Here is a 14163-nt window from a genome sequence, read left to right as displayed (position 1 = left end):
AGCGATCTGACCGGCCAGGGGCCAGTCGGTGCTCACTCCCACTCGATCGTGCCGGGCGGCTTGGAGGTCACATCATAGACGACGCGGTTGATGCCGCGGACTTCGTTGATGATGCGGGTGGCCGTCTTGCCGAGGAAGTTCATGTCGAACTGATAGAAGTCGGCCGTCATGCCATCGACTGAGGTCACCGCGCGGAGGGCGCAGACAAACTCGTAGGTGCGACCATCGCCCATGACGCCGACGGTCTGGACGGGGAGGAGCACGGCAAAGGCCTGCCATATCTTGTCGTATTGGCCGGACTTGCGGATTTCGTCGAGGTAGATGGCGTCAGCCTGACGCAGGATGTCGAGCTTTTCGGGCGTAATGCCGCCGGGACAACGGATGGCGAGGCCCGGGCCCGGGAAGGGGTGGCGGCCAATAAAACTGTCCGGGATGCCGAGTTCGCGGCCGAGCACGCGGACTTCGTCCTTGAACAGTTCGCGCAGGGGTTCGACGAGCTGCATGTTCATGCGCTCGGGCAGGCCGCCGACATTGTGGTGGCTCTTGATGGTGACCGAGGGGCCGCCGGTGAAGGACACACTTTCGATGACGTCGGGATAGAGCGTGCCCTGGGCCAGGAACTGCGCGCCGCCGAGTTTTTTGGCTTCTTCTTCGAACACTTCGATGAAGAGGCGACCAATGATCTTGCGCTTGGTCTCGGGGTCCGACTGGCCTTCGAGTTCACCGAGGAACTGCTTGGAGGCATCGACATGGACCAGCGGGATATTGAACTGATCGCGGAACATGGTGACGACCTGTTCGCTTTCGTTCAAACGCATCAGGCCGTGATCGACATAAATGCAAGTGAGCTGGTCGCCGATGGCTTCGTGGATCAAGACGGCCGCGACCGAAGAGTCGACGCCACCGGAGAGGCCGCAGATCACCTTGCCGCTGCCGACCTGGGCGCGGATCTTCTCGATCATCTTCTGGCGATAGGCGGACATGGTCCAATTGGACTGGATGCCGCAAATCTGGTGCACGAAATTGGCGTAGAGTTTGGCGCCATCGGGGGTGTGCACGACTTCGGGGTGGAACTGCACGGCCCAGATGCGGCGGGCCTCATTCGCGATCATGGCGAAGGGCGCGTTGGGCGATGTGCCCACGACTTCAAAACCTTCGGGGATCGAGACGACGCGATCGCCATGGCTCATCCAGACCTGATGGTCGGAGCCGGTGGCCCAGACGCCGTCGTAGAGAGCGCTCGGCTTTTCGACGTGAACGTCGGCTCGGCCGAATTCGCGGTGATGGCCGGCTTCGACCTTGCCGCCGAGCGACATGCATAGCGCCTGCTGGCCGTAGCAGATGCCGAGGATCGGCACATTGGCCGCGAACACCGCCGGATCGATCGTCGGTGCGTTTTCATCGAGCGTCGAGGCAGGGCCGCCCGAAAGCACGATTCCCTTGGGGTTCAGGGCCGCAACGGCTGCGGCCGTGGACTGGAAGGGATGGATTTCGCAGTAGACGCCGGTTTCGCGAATGCGTCGCGCAATGAGCTGCGTGACCTGCGAGCCGAAGTCGACAATGAGAATGGTGTCTTGGGCGGGGGCGGTGTCTGCGTGCGTCATGGCGAGGCTTTAGAGCAGAGCAAAAGATTCCGCAAGCACCCGCGCTGCAAGGCTGGACTGACGCGGCAGCACACGGCACAAGCACGCTCCGCGGGATCGACCGGCGCGATGAGGCGTTAGGGCGAGGAGACCCGATCTGGACCATCCCTGATGAGCAATGACAACCGCCTCCTTGGTGCCGACTTTTTGCGGGCGACTGCGTGCCTCGGCGTGCTGCTGCATCACCTTGCCTTTCGCATGGATATGAATGCCGTGCCCGATGCCGCAGAGCCGGTGCTGCGGTTTCTCGTCTATGGCAGCTTTGGCGTGACGGTGTTTTTCGTGCTCAGCGGCTTTCTGCTGGCGCGGCCGTTCTGGCTGGCGCTCGATACGGGCAAGCCGATGCCGTCGCTCCGCACCTATGCGCTGCGGCGGCTGGCGCGGATCGTGCCGGGCTTCTGGTTGGCGCTGGTGGTCAGCCTGTTGCTCGACCTGTGGCTGGGCGGAAAAGTGCTCGATAGCGAGCGGATCATCCGTTTTGTCGCGGGGCTTTTGCTGGTCAGCGATTGGCATTGGTTGACGCTGTTTCCGGTCGACAATAACGGGCCGCTCTGGTCGATCGGCTTTGAGGTGACGGCCTATCTGCTGTTGCCGCTGGGTATGGCGGGAGTCTTTGCGCTCAAGGCGCGGCGCTGGCCGGCGCGGCTGGCCTGGCTCGCGGTGATCGGCGTTGCGCTCGTCGTGCATGCTCTGGTGGTGCAATATGCGCCTATCGACGAGGTCGAGCGCGGCTGGAACCATGGGCTGGTGGGCGGCGCCAAGGCTTGGATGCCGCGGTTCAATCCCATTGGGTTCTTTGCGATTTTCGCCGTGGGGTCGCTGGCGGCTGGGGTGCAGGTGATGATCCAGACCCGGCGCGGGATCGGCATGGATGTGATTGGCGGGCTTGCCGTCTTGGCAACCGCACTGATCATGGCGCTCAATATCGGCGGGTTGACGGAGGGCTTTGGCTGGCTCGGCATTCCCTATGCCTTCCCGGTCATGCCACTGGCGGTCGGGATCGCGCTCGCCACCCTGCCCTCTTCAATCTATGTCGGACGATTGCTGGACAATGGACTCGCGCGGTTTATCGCGCGTATCTCGTTCGGCATCTATGTCTGGCACTTCGTGGTGATGTGGCTGATCGAAAAGCTTGTGCGCGGTGCCTTCCGCACGTCGGGCGATGACGGTTGGGAAACGTGGCTGCAGACAAGTGCCGCAGTGCTGGTGATCACGACGATTATTGCGACGTTGAGCTTTTATCTGCTCGAGCAACCGGCGGTGCGCTGGGCCCGAAAATTCGAGCGGGCCGACAGGCGCGAGCCTGCCGGCGCCAAGGCGATCAGTTGAGGATGCCGATTGACAGGTTCAGCAGCGTCGCGAAGCTGACCCATGCCAGGTAGGGCAGGAAGAGCGAGGCTGCGAGGCGGTCGCGGTTCCAGTTGACGAGAATGAACCCGACAATGGCGAGCCACATCACGACGATGATGGCAAAGGCCGCCCAGATCATCTGGCCGATGAACCAGACCGGCGACCAGGCCCAATTGAGCGCCATCTGGCCGTACCAGAGCTTTGACGAGGTGCTGGTGGGGTTGTCGACAAAACTGCGCCAACCGGCAATGGCGATCAGCACATAGAGCGTGAACCAGACCGGGCCAAAAATCCAGTTGGGTGGATTGAAAGGCGGCTTGTTGAGGCCCTCGTACCAGGCGCCGGGGATGGACTGGGTACCGATCAGCGCGCCGACGCCGATGACGACGAGAAGGAACGTCGCGAGGGCGATCCAGGAGCGCGGTGTTTGGTAGTCGGTGGTGGTGGCGGACATTTTTGGGCCCTTTTGCTTCCTATGCCACTGAAACGAAGCAAAAGGGCGGTCGGTTCACTTGAGCAGCGCCCTCGCGCAGACGTCATCGCCGGGTTTATCCCGGCGATCCATCTTGTCGGATATCCCATGGACCACCGGGACAAGCCCGGTGGTGACGATGAAGGGGATGGAGAGCGCCTGTTACGCCGCCTTGCGGATCAGGTGGCAGTAAAAACCATCGGTGCCGGTGCGATGCGGGGTTAGCAGGATGCCACCACCGGCAGTTGCCAGGCCCGCAGGAAGATCGGTGACCAATGTGCTGCGCCAGGCTTTGGCAATGTCCACGCTCGACAGATCCGGATGCGCGGCAAAGAGAGCGGCGACCTGATCGTCGTTCTCTTCGGGCAGGATCGAGCAAGTGATGTAGACCAGAGTGCCGCCCGGCTTCACAAAGCGCAGCGCTTCTTGGAGGATGGCGGCCTGATCGGCCTGGCGTTGAGCCAGAAGTTCGGGGGTCAGCTTCCACTTGGTATCGGGACGGCGCCGCCAGGTGCCCGTGCCGGTGCAGGGCGCATCGACGACGACGCGGTCCATCTTGCCCACGAGATCATCGAGAGCGCCGGGTTGAGGCGCGCGCACCTGGGCATTGCGCACGCCGTTGCGCTTCAGGCGATCATAGATCGGCGCTAGGCGGTTGCGGTCGCTGTCATAGGCAAAAATCTGGCCCTTGTTGCCCATGGTCGAGGCAAGAGCGAGGGTCTTGCCCCCTGCCCCGGCGCAGAGATCGAGCACTTGTTCGCCCGGCTGGGCGCCGGCAAGGGCCGCGACCATCTGGCTGCCCTGATCCTGCACTTCGAACCAGCCCTTTTGGTAGCCTTCGTCGGTGGTGACATTGGGCGTGCGCGCATCGCGCGGGCCGGCGGGCATGGTGAAGCCCATCAGTGCGTATGCGGTCGGCTCGGGCGAGAAGCGGGCCAGGGATTTTGCCACTTTTTCGGGTGTCGCCTTGAGGGCGTTGACGCGCAGGTCGAGCGAGGGGCGACCGGCCATGGCCTGGCCTTCGGCGGGGAGGTCGACGCCAAAGGCCCGCTTGAGCGAAGGGAGCAGCCATTCGGGCATGTCGGCCTGGGTGGCAGCATCTGCAGCGTCGAGGCTAGCGGTCGCGCCAGCGATTTCTTCGGCGGTCAGGGGCTCCGGCGCGTGGCTATCTTCGGCGAAGGTGGCGTTGAGCGCCTCGGGCGTTTCCTTCCAGTCGCGCAACACGGCGGCGAGGACGAGGGCGCGCGGCGTGTCGGCGCCCATGGCGAAAGCATAGGATGAGCGGCGGCGCAGGGCGTCGTAGACGAGATTGCCGATGGCGGCGCGGTCGCCGGCGCCGGCAAAGCGATTGTTGAGACCCCAGGCCTTCAGCGCTTCGGAAACCGGCCGCTTGCGGGTTTCGACATCGGTCAGAACTTCAATGGCGGCAGCGATACGGCCGGGCAGGCGCATGGGATTCAGGCCTCGGGAAAGGAGCAGACATTGACGCGATTGCCGGCGATATCGACGAAGTCGAACCAGCTCATGGCGCCATTCTGGTTGATGGGGGTGACCTCGCGGCCGTCTTCGGTCAGCGCGTCGTGCAGCGCTTTTATGTCAGGCGCGAAGAAGTTGAAAGCAACATAGTGCTGCTCGGGCATCTGCTCGACTGGAATGAGCGTAAGCGCAGTCGAACGCGGCTCCTCGCCCGCGATACGCAGGCCGATATGGCCGGCCGAGCGGAAGATTTCGGCCATGCCGAAGAGTCGCTCATACCATGCTGCGGCCGAGATGGTGTCTACGGCCGGAATGAAGATCGTGTCGATGCGGGAGATCAGCGGCATGGCTCAGCTCATCAAGAGGTGTCCGATGAGCCATAGCCAGAAGAGGCACAGGACAGCAAGGCCAAGCGTATAGGCCACGAAGCGCTGTCCTACATTGTTGGTGGTGACGTGAATGGCGGCGTGGATGTAGCGCAGCGCTACAAAGGCCAGGGCCAGAACAGCCTCCACCCAGCCCACCGCACCAAGATGCAGGGTCAGCAGCGCGCCGACAAAGAAGAGCACGGGTAGCTGGAACTGATTGTCGAGACTATTGGAAAGGACCCGCGCCTTGAGCGGATAGGCGGTGCGCTCAACGGCTATGTCGGCCATGCGGATTTCGCCGCGCATGACGCGCGGCACGCGTTCGCGGCCCAGCCAGAAGAGCAGGCCCAAGGTCAGCGCGACCTGTGCGGCCATGGCGAGCATCAACAATTTCTCGACTAAGGGCACTGCGTTCATTCTCCGCCGGAGAGTCGATTTTTTGGACTAAGCATCTATGGCGGAACGGATTTTTCGCGAAGACAAAACCGTCACATCAAGTTTCGCTGCGCTAGGCGCTGCTTTCGTCCGCGGAACGCCAGACCGTTTCTGCCGTGGTTTCAGGGTCCTGAACGATGACCTCGGCGCCTTGGTCGTTGGAATTGCGGGCGTCGTCGATGGCCGACTCGATGGCGGCTTCGCGGGTCTTGAACGGGGCCGAAACGCTGCCGCGATTGGTATGCTGCCAGCAGCCGTCGCGCAGATAGACGATGAAATGACTTTCGCTCATGGGCTCCTCCGTTTTCTGACAACGAAAGAGAATGACGGCGCGTTGCATGCACCCGCGCCGTCAAAACAGATTATCTGCCGCTGCGATAGTTCGGGGCTTCGCGGGTGATGGTCACGTCGTGGACGTGGCTTTCATTGAGGGCGGCGCCGGAGATTTTCACGAAGGTGGCGTTCTCGCGGAATTCCTTCAGCGTGTGCGCACCGGTATAGCCCATGGAGGCGCGGAGGCCGCCGGCAAGCTGATGCAGCACGGCACCGGCTGCGCCCTTATAGGGCACTTGGCCCTCGATGCCTTCGGGCACGAGCTTCATCTGGTCGCGCACGTCCTGCTGGAAGTAGCGGTCGGCCGAACCGGCACCCATGGCGCCAACCGAGCCCATGCCGCGATACGACTTATAGGAGCGACCCTGGTAGAGGTAGACTTCGCCCGGGCTTTCGTCGGTACCCGCGAGCAGCGAGCCGACCATGACGCAGGAAGCGCCACCGGCCAGTGCCTTGGCCATGTCGCCCGAGAATTTTATGCCGCCATCGGCGATGACCGGAATGCCGGCCTTGTGACCTTCTTCGGCGCAGGACATGACGGCAGCGAGCTGCGGCACGCCGACACCGGCTACGATGCGCGTCGTGCAGATCGAGCCCGGGCCGATGCCGACCTTGACGGCATCGGCGCCGGCATCGATCAGCGCCTTGGTGGCTTCCGCGGTCGCGACATTGCCGGCAACGATGCGGGTGGAGTTGCTCTCGCGCTTCACACGCTCGACGGCTTCTGCAACGCGGACGGAGTGGCCATGGGCAGTGTCGATGACGAGGAGATCGACGCCGGCATCGATGAGGGCCAGCGAGCGTTCGAAACCGCCATCACCAACGGTGGAGGCAGCGGCGACGCGCAGGCGACCCTGTGCGTCCTTGACGGCGTTCGGGTGGAGCTGAGCCTTCTCGATATCCTTGACGGTGATGAGGCCGATGCAGCGATAGTCTTCGTCGACCACCAGCAGCTTTTCGATGCGGTGACGATGGAGGAGGATTTTTGCCTCTTCCTTGGAGACGCCTTCGCGCACCGTGATCAGGTTCTGGTGCGTCATCAGCTCGGAGATCGGCTGGGACGGGTTGGAAGCGAAGCGGACGTCGCGATTGGTCAAAATGCCGACGAGCTTGCCGATGGCGCGGCCCCCGGCGCCGCCGTTCTGCACGACCGGAATGCCGGAAATGCGGCTCTTCTGCATGAGGGCGAGGGCATCGGCGAGAGTGGCGTCGGGGCCGATGGTGATCGGATTGACGACCATGCCGCTCTCAAAGCTCTTCACCATGCGGACCTGTTCGGCCTGTTCTGATGCCGAGAGGTTCTTGTGAATGACGCCGAGGCCGCCGGCCTGGGCCATGGCGATGGCCATATTGGCTTCGGTGACGGTGTCCATTGCCGAGGAAATGATCGGCAGGTTCAGCGCTATGTCCTTGGTGACATAGGTCGAAATGTCGGTTTCGGTAGGCAGGACATCGGAGCGCGCGGGCTGGAGCAGCACGTCGTCGAACGTCAGAGCCGCGTCGCCGGTAATCGTGGTAATAATCTTCGCCAAGGCCAGACCCTTCCTGCCTTCTGAACATCGTCAGATCTATTGGAATATGAACCGGCGGGTGTACTCGCGGGTTCAGGTTGGCGAGGGTCAATAGCATTGGTGCCCCAGCTTGCATAGGGGCGATACCGGGGGCAGCAATGCGCCTAGCCCCCTAGCTCAACGGGCCTGCCGGTGCTATCAGAAAAAGGTTTGGCGCACTGACTTTGCCAAACCGCGCTTGTGGGAAGCACCCCAAACCTGCCCGGCGCAGGGAAATTCCGCCCATCGTTGCCTAATATTCATTGGCCAAGCCCAAATGTTGGGCTCATAGTGATCGGGCTGCATCTCTCCTTGCACGATTCCCGGTTTAGACTCGTGATCCGCGTTACCCCGCTCATTCTTGCGGTCGCCCTGTTCATGGAACAGATGGACTCGACCGTCATCGCCACATCCCTGCCCGCCATCGCCGCCGATATCGGCAGCGATCCGATCGCGTTGAAGCTGGCGCTGACGGCCTATTTCGTGGCGTTGGCTATTTTCATTCCGTTGAGCGGCTGGATGGCGGACCGGTTCGGCGCCAAGAACATTTTCAGGCTCGCGATCTTCGTCTTCATGCTGGGCTCGCTCGCCTGTTCCTTCTCCTTTTCCCTCGAAACCTTCGTGATCTCGCGCTTCTTCCAAGGCATTGGCTCGTCGATGATGACGCCAGTGGGGCGCCTGCTGCTGGTGCGATCGACGCCGCGCAATGAACTGGTTTCGGCGATGGCCTGGCTCACCGTGCCGGCGCTGGTGGCGCCGGTGACTGGGCCGCTGATTGGCGGGTTTCTCACCACTTATCTGAGCTGGCACTGGATTTTCTGGATCAACATCCCGATCGGCATCATTGGGATCATCCTCTCGGGCATTTACCTGAAAGTGCCAGATGAGCGGACGCCGCGGCCCGTCGACCTTGTTGGCTTCTTTATCGCCTCGGTGGCCTTTTCGGGCACGGTTTTTGGGCTTTCGGTCATCAGCCTCCCGGCCCTGCCGATCATCTATGGCTATCTCACCATCGCCGTGGGTGTGACCGCCGGCATTCTCTATTTCCTCCATGCGCGGCGCACGCGCTATCCGCTGCTCGATCCAAAACTGTTCCGGCATCGGCTGTTTCGCTCCTCGATCACCGGCGGCTCGCTGTTCCGCATCGGGGTTGGAGCTATCCCCTTCCTGCTGCCTCTGATGCTGCAGCTTGGTTTTGGGCTCAATCCGTTCCAGTCGGGCGCCATCACCTTTGTTTCGGCCATCGGCGCCATCATGAGCAAGTTCGTGGCCGAGCGGGTGTTTGCGCGCTTCGGCTTTCCGCGCGTGCTCGCCTTTGCCTCGATTTTCGGAGGCCTCCTCATAGCGGCGCAGGGTTTTTTCACCGCCGAAACGTCAACCCCGGTGATCATGGCCGTGCTGCTGGCGGGCGGCGTCTTGCGCTCAGTCTTTTTCACCGGCTCAAACGCGCTTGGTTATGCCGATGTGTCGGACGAGGAGACCAGCCAGGCCACCGCCATTGTCGCGGTCTGCCAGCAGCTTTCGGTGGCGTTTGGCGTCGCGGTAGCCGGTGCCATTCTTGAAGTCACCCGCCACTACACCGATGGCCAACTGTCGCTGCTCAATTTCCAGATCGCCTTTTTCGCCGTGGGCGGGCTCAGCGCCCTGGCAAGCCTTGTCTATCTCACCCTCCCCAAGAATGCCGGCGCCGATGTGTCGGGTCATCGCGCCTACAAGGAGTAGCGGGACGGCAAAAACCGCCCCGATTTGCCAAGTGTCGAGAACCACGCCCCTCATCCTCGCCACCGCGCTGTTCATGGAAAACATGGACTCGACGGTTATCGCGACCTCGCTCGCTGCCATCGCCGAAGACATCGGCACGGACCCGATTTCGCTGAAACTGGCGCTGACGGCCTATCTCGTGGCGCTCGCCATCTTCATTCCGATTTCGAGCTGGATGGCCGACCGGTTCGGGGCGCGGCGCGTGTTCCGCGTGGCCATGCTTGTCTTCATGATCGGCTCGATCTGCTGCGCCTTTTCGAGTTCGCTGGCCCAGTTCGTCGGCGCCCGTTTTATTCAGGGCATGGGCGGCGCCATGATGGGCCCGGTGGCGCGCCTCGTGCTGGTGCGGGCAACGCCACGCCACCAACTGGTCGATGCCATGGCCTGGCTTACCATTCCGGCGCTGATCGGGCCCATTGTCGGCCCACCATTCGGCGGCTTCCTCACCACCTATTTCTCCTGGCACTGGATTTTCATCATCAACGTGCCGATCGGCGTTTTGGGCATCATCCTTGTCGGCTTCGCCCTGCCCAATGAGCACCGAAACAAGCCGCGCAATATCGACGGGCCAGGCTTTGTCATGGCCGGTCTTGCCTTTGCGCTCTTCGCCTTTGGCTGCTCGGTGGTGAGCCTGCCCGCCCTGCCCCCGGTCTATGGCGTGATCGCCGCCGTCGCGGGCATGGTGCTCGGTGTCTTCTACACCCGCCATGCGCTGCGGACGGAATTTCCGCTGCTCGACCTGCGATTGCTCGCGGTGCGGAACTTCCGCATCGCAATTGTCGCGGGCACCTTCTTCCGCCTCGGCCAGGGCGCGACGCCCTTCCTATTTCCGCTGATGCTGCAGCTCACCTTCGGCCTCTCGCCGTTCGAGAGCGGCATGGTGACCTTTGTCGGCGCCATCGGCGCGCTGGCGGCAAAATTCGTCGCCAATTGGATGTTTGCGCATTGGGGGTTCAAATATCCGCTGGTCTGGTCGACGGCCATTTCGGCAGCCGGCATCGTGGCCATGGGGCTCTATACGCCTGAGACGCCGATCCCGCAGATCCTTGCCGTCCTCACCTTCACCGGCTTCTGGCAATCGACCTTCTGGACCGGCTCAAACGCCTTCACCTTCGCCGACATCGAGGACAAGGATGCTGGCCAGGCCAATGTGATCAGCCAGGTCTGGGGCCAGCTAATGTTCGCCATGGGCGTGGCATTAGGCGGCGGCACGCTGGAACTGGTGCATCGCCTGCGCGGCGGCGGCGAACTGGCGCTCGTCGACTTCCACATTGCCTTCTATGTGGTGGCGACTGTGGGGCTAGTGGCAACAGTGCTGTTCCTGACGCTGCCAAAGAATGCCGGGCATCAACTTTTAGGCAAGCCGCACATGCATTGAACGATCAGGAGACGGCCGCGCTAGCCTGTCTCGCCCGCTCAGGGCCGCTCGCCTCCCACCAATCGGCAAGTCCTTCGATGAGCGGCAACACCTGCGCACCGGCGGGAGTGAGATCGTATTCGACGCGCAGAGGATAGCCGGGAAAAGCCGTACGCATCACCAGCCCCACCGCTTCGAGTTTGCGCAATTCCATCGCCAGGATGCGGTGAGAAACCGTGGGGTTATCGCGCCGGAGATCGCTGAACCGCTTGGTCCCGTCCTTCAGATAGTAAAGCAGGAGGGCCGGCCAGCGTCCGGACAGGGCGCGCATCACATCCTCAATGGGGCAATTGGAAACCAGCGTCTGCATTGGGGCTCTCGTGGTTACAAAAATGTCCGTAATTTACTTAGGGGCGCAGGGGGTTAGGTTCCACCCCGCTGGCCAGCATCATTTGACACTTCTGGAAAGATGACCAATGGAACCGATCCTTGTTTACGGCCACCCGGCCGGCAGCTCCATGGGGCTCATTGCTGCCTTCGAATGGCTGGGCCAGCCCTATTGGCTCTGCCGCGTCGACATGCTGGGCGAGATGCGCCAGCCGAACTATGCGCAGATCAACGCCCGCCACGAAACGCCTGCCCTGATCACGCCGGCTGGCCAGCCCGTTACCGAGACCATGGCAATAGCAGCCTGGCTGGCTGCCCGCGATGGTGACCACCGCATCAGCTATGCGCCCGAAAGCGCTGAAGCCGACCGGATGTGGCAATTGCTGGGGTTCATCAATACTGGCTTCACCGGCGCCTTCAGCCCGCTCTGGGCTGCGCTCGAAATGGAACCGCCGAACCCGGTCCTGCAGGAAAATCTGCGCATCTGGGGGCGCGAGAGCGTGATCGAACGCCACGACAAGCTCGAAGCGATGATCGGCGACGGTCCCTATGTCGTGGGAGACAACCCCTCGCTCGCCGATGCTGTGTTGATCGGCGTCGCCCGCTGGCTCGATTTTCATGAGGTAGCGAAGGCGGAGCGCTGGCCGAAGCTCGCCGCCCTGCGGCGTCGCCTCGAAGCCGACCCCGCTGTGATCTTTGCGCTCGCGCTGGAGAACGGCGAGACACCTGTGGGATCAGGCTCGTTCAAGGGCCATGTGGCGCTAGCCGATGTGATCGACCGTTACGGTCAGAAGGCCGCCTAACCCCAGGAGGCCGCGGTCAGTCCGCGGCCTCTTCCTGATCGGTATCGGCACGCCCTTTGAAACCCTTGGCCACCAAATAGGCCTCCGCCGACTCGCTGCGACTTGAAGGCGGCTTTACGTGCATGGTGGTCTTGAAGTGGCGCTTCAGCATGTGCAGCAGCTCATGCTCGGTGCCGCCCTGGAAAACCTTGGCGACGAAGGAGCCGCCGGGATTAAGCACCTGGATGGCGAAATCGGCGGCGATCTCGATGAGATGCACGATGCGCAGGTGGTCCGTGGGGCGGTGCCCGGTCGTCGGCCAGGCCATGTCGCTCATCACCACATCAGCCTTGTGGCCACCCATGGCGGCAAAGAGCTGATCGGGTGCGTCGTCGTGCGTAAAATCCTTCTGGAGCAGGATGACGCCGGGAATGGGGTCCATTTCGAGATAGTCGATGCCGACGACAAGCGGATGCTCGGCCGTCGAACCCACCGCCTTGGCCGCGACCTGCGACCAGCCGCCGGGCGCCGCGCCGAGATCGACGACGCGCATGCCCTTCTTGAAGAGCTTTTGCTTCTCGTCGATTTCTTTGATCTTGAAGGCCGCGCGCGAGCGATAGCCTTCCGAACGGGCGCGGGCCACATAGGGATCGTTGAGCTGGCGCTGCAGCCATTTGGTGGACGAGGTCGTCCGCCCCTTGGCGGTCTTCAGCCGGATTTTTAGGTCCTTGTCGGACTTGCGGCCGCCTGTGCCGAGAGCCTTATCCACCATTTGCGTTTCTCCGCTTGGGGCGGCTCGGCCGCTTGTGAACCTTATCTGCATCCATGAGAGAAATCAGGATGCCTTCGCGCAGGCCGCGATCGGCCACGCGCACCCGCTCGGTCGGCCATTCACGCCGAATGGCTTCAAAGATGGCGCAGCCGGGCAGCACCAAATCGGCGCGATCCCGGCCGATGCACGGATGCGTCACGCGACGGTCAAAGGGCATGTTGAGGAGGACGCGCATGATGTCGTCGACTTCCTGGCTTTTCAGCCAGAGCCCATCCACCTTCTGCCGCTCGTAGCGCTCGAGACCAAGATGCAGTCCCGCCAGCGTCGTCACGGTGCCCGATGTGCCGATCAGGTGCACGGGATGCGCCGCAATCATCTGGCGCAGCTTCTCGCGGCCGCGGAACTGTTTCAGGTGTTCCGAGACAAAGCCGACCATGGCTTCAAACACTTCGGGGGTGACATTGACCCCACCAAAGCGCTCTGCAATGGAAACAACGCCCACCGGCAGTGACTGCCAGGAGCGAATCGAAGCCGACATGCGCCCCTGCGAGCGCGGGCGGCCGCCGCGGAAATCGAGCCAGGCGAGTTCCGACGACCCACCGCCGATGTCGAACATCAGCGCCCCCTGGGCCGTATCGTCGATGAGATCGGCGCAGCCGGTCACGGCCAGTTCGGCCTCGGTGCGGCGGTCGACGATTTCGAGTTCGAGCCCCAGTTCGTCCTTCACCCGGCCCAGAAATTCCGGGCCGTTTTCAGCGGCGCGGCAGGCCTCGGTGGCGATGAGGCGCATGCGCGTCGGCTGGTGATCGCGCAGCTTGTTGCGGCACTGCTTCAGCGCCTCCATGGTGCGTTCCATGGCCGCATCCCCGAGGCGACCGGTCACCGAGACGCCCTCTCCGAGGCGCACGATGCGCGTAAATCCGTCGAGCACACGGAAACCGTGTTCGTGCGGACGCGCAATAAGCAGGCGGCAATTGTTGGTCCCGAGGTCGAGCGCCGCATAGAGCGGGCCGCGAGCGCGCCGGGGCGCATGGCCTGTCCGCGACTCCGCCACAGGTGGCGCAGCCGTACCCCTTGCCTTCCGATCCTGAGCGGAAGGCGTGCGGAGCGCCGTGCCGGTCCGGGGGACCGACAAGGCAGCGGACCGATTCGGATCGGTCACCTGATTCTCCTGACGCGGCGCGGTCGCTGGCCGGTATTTCCGGCCGCGCCCAAGGCGCAGCTTTGGTGTTGCATTGTTGAAAAAGACGGTACTTCAACGGGGCGCCAAGCGCAATGCACACAATGGTTGGGCAAACTTGCACCATCCCCGCTTGCAATCCTCGTCCGCTTTGTCTAATGAGACCCCGCGCCGCCACGGAAGCCCTGCTTCTGAGGATAACGGCCCAGCCAGCAGGCTCTGCTGGGGAATAGTTCAATGGTAGAACAGCGGACTCTGACTCCGTCGATCTTGGTTCGAATCCAGGTTCCCCAGCCA

14 protein-coding genes and 1 tRNA gene are annotated in these 14163 nt (G+C 62.7%); 5 read left to right on the top strand and 10 right to left on the bottom strand.

Going from position 1 to position 14163, the window contains the following annotated elements; translation table 11 throughout:
* Nucleotides 1-32: 32 nt before the first annotated feature.
* Nucleotides 33-1604: a glutamine-hydrolyzing GMP synthase gene (guaA, locus tag J7557_RS07230; protein WP_291418794.1), complete on the bottom strand. Its 1572-nt coding sequence runs from the start codon at nucleotides 1602-1604 to the stop codon at nucleotides 33-35.
* 150 nt (nucleotides 1605-1754) lie between these two features.
* Here guaA and J7557_RS07225 point away from each other — a divergent pair, with 150 nt between their 5' ends.
* Entirely contained in the window at nucleotides 1755-2972 is a 1218-nt protein-coding gene (locus tag J7557_RS07225) for an acyltransferase (protein ID WP_291418792.1), read from the top strand.
* Here the strand turns inward: J7557_RS07225 and J7557_RS07220 are convergent.
* The 6 genes from J7557_RS07220 to guaB form a co-directional block, all read right to left on the bottom strand.
* Nucleotides 2965-3447, bottom strand: a complete 483-nt coding sequence (locus tag J7557_RS07220; protein WP_291418789.1) for a TspO/MBR family protein — start codon at nucleotides 3445-3447, stop codon at nucleotides 2965-2967. The two genes, J7557_RS07225 and J7557_RS07220, sit on opposite strands and share 8 nt — an antisense overlap.
* 180 nt (nucleotides 3448-3627) lie before the next feature.
* The gene (locus tag J7557_RS07215; protein ID WP_291418787.1) at nucleotides 3628-4917 is read right to left on the bottom strand and encodes an RsmB/NOP family class I SAM-dependent RNA methyltransferase; all 1290 of its coding nucleotides are present in this window, start codon (nucleotides 4915-4917) and stop codon (nucleotides 3628-3630) included.
* A 5-nt stretch (nucleotides 4918-4922) separates the two neighbouring features.
* On the bottom strand, nucleotides 4923-5288 hold the full coding sequence (locus J7557_RS07210; protein ID WP_291418785.1) for a VOC family protein: 366 nt from the start codon (nucleotides 5286-5288) through the stop codon (nucleotides 4923-4925).
* A 3-nt stretch (nucleotides 5289-5291) separates the two neighbouring features.
* Nucleotides 5292-5726, bottom strand: coding sequence for an MAPEG family protein (locus J7557_RS07205; protein WP_291418783.1), 435 nt, complete (start codon nucleotides 5724-5726; stop codon nucleotides 5292-5294).
* Nucleotides 5727-5817: 91 nt separating this feature from the next.
* Nucleotides 5818-6036 carry a DUF2188 domain-containing protein gene (locus J7557_RS07200; protein ID WP_291418781.1) on the bottom strand — a complete coding sequence of 73 codons (219 nt, stop codon included), beginning with the start codon at nucleotides 6034-6036 and terminating at the stop codon, nucleotides 5818-5820.
* Nucleotides 6037-6106: 70 nt separating this feature from the next.
* Nucleotides 6107-7609, bottom strand: coding sequence for an IMP dehydrogenase (guaB, locus tag J7557_RS07195; RefSeq protein ID WP_291418779.1), 1503 nt, complete (start codon nucleotides 7607-7609; stop codon nucleotides 6107-6109).
* A gap of 354 nt (nucleotides 7610-7963) precedes the next feature.
* Between guaB and J7557_RS07190 the strand changes: the two genes are divergently transcribed.
* Both J7557_RS07190 and J7557_RS07185 read left to right on the top strand, forming a co-directional pair.
* On the top strand, nucleotides 7964-9349 hold the full coding sequence (locus J7557_RS07190; protein ID WP_291418777.1) for an MFS transporter: 1386 nt from the start codon (nucleotides 7964-7966) through the stop codon (nucleotides 9347-9349).
* Nucleotides 9350-9380: 31 nt separating this feature from the next.
* The gene (locus J7557_RS07185) at nucleotides 9381-10766 is read left to right on the top strand and encodes an MDR family MFS transporter (RefSeq protein ID WP_291418775.1); all 1386 of its coding nucleotides are present in this window, start codon (nucleotides 9381-9383) and stop codon (nucleotides 10764-10766) included.
* Nucleotides 10767-10770: 4 nt separating this feature from the next.
* Here J7557_RS07185 and J7557_RS07180 read toward each other — a convergent pair whose 3' ends face one another.
* Nucleotides 10771-11115 (bottom strand): helix-turn-helix domain-containing protein, encoded by a 345-nt coding sequence (locus J7557_RS07180; protein ID WP_291418773.1) that lies wholly within the window; start codon nucleotides 11113-11115, stop codon nucleotides 10771-10773.
* A 106-nt stretch (nucleotides 11116-11221) separates the two neighbouring features.
* On the opposite strand from J7557_RS07180, the gene J7557_RS07175 reads away from it, so the two are divergent.
* Nucleotides 11222-11935, top strand: coding sequence for a glutathione S-transferase family protein (locus J7557_RS07175; protein ID WP_291418771.1), 714 nt, complete (start codon nucleotides 11222-11224; stop codon nucleotides 11933-11935).
* A gap of 16 nt (nucleotides 11936-11951) precedes the next feature.
* Here the strand turns inward: J7557_RS07175 and J7557_RS07170 are convergent, their stop codons facing one another.
* Entirely contained in the window at nucleotides 11952-12686 is a 735-nt protein-coding gene (locus tag J7557_RS07170; RefSeq protein WP_291418769.1) for an RlmE family RNA methyltransferase, read from the bottom strand.
* Entirely contained in the window at nucleotides 12676-13848 is a 1173-nt protein-coding gene (locus tag J7557_RS07165; RefSeq protein WP_291418767.1) for a Ppx/GppA phosphatase family protein, read from the bottom strand. Before J7557_RS07165 ends, J7557_RS07170 begins: the two co-directional genes overlap by 11 nt.
* A gap of 241 nt (nucleotides 13849-14089) precedes the next feature.
* Here J7557_RS07165 and J7557_RS07160 point away from each other — a divergent pair.
* Nucleotides 14090-14163, top strand: a tRNA-Gln gene (locus tag J7557_RS07160).

The sequence above is a fragment of the Devosia sp. genome (genome assembly GCF_017744655.1).
Taxonomy (GTDB): domain Bacteria; phylum Pseudomonadota; class Alphaproteobacteria; order Rhizobiales; family Devosiaceae; genus Devosia.
Note: the sequence above shows the minus strand (reverse complement) of the source record. Positions and strands in the feature narration are given on the sequence as shown.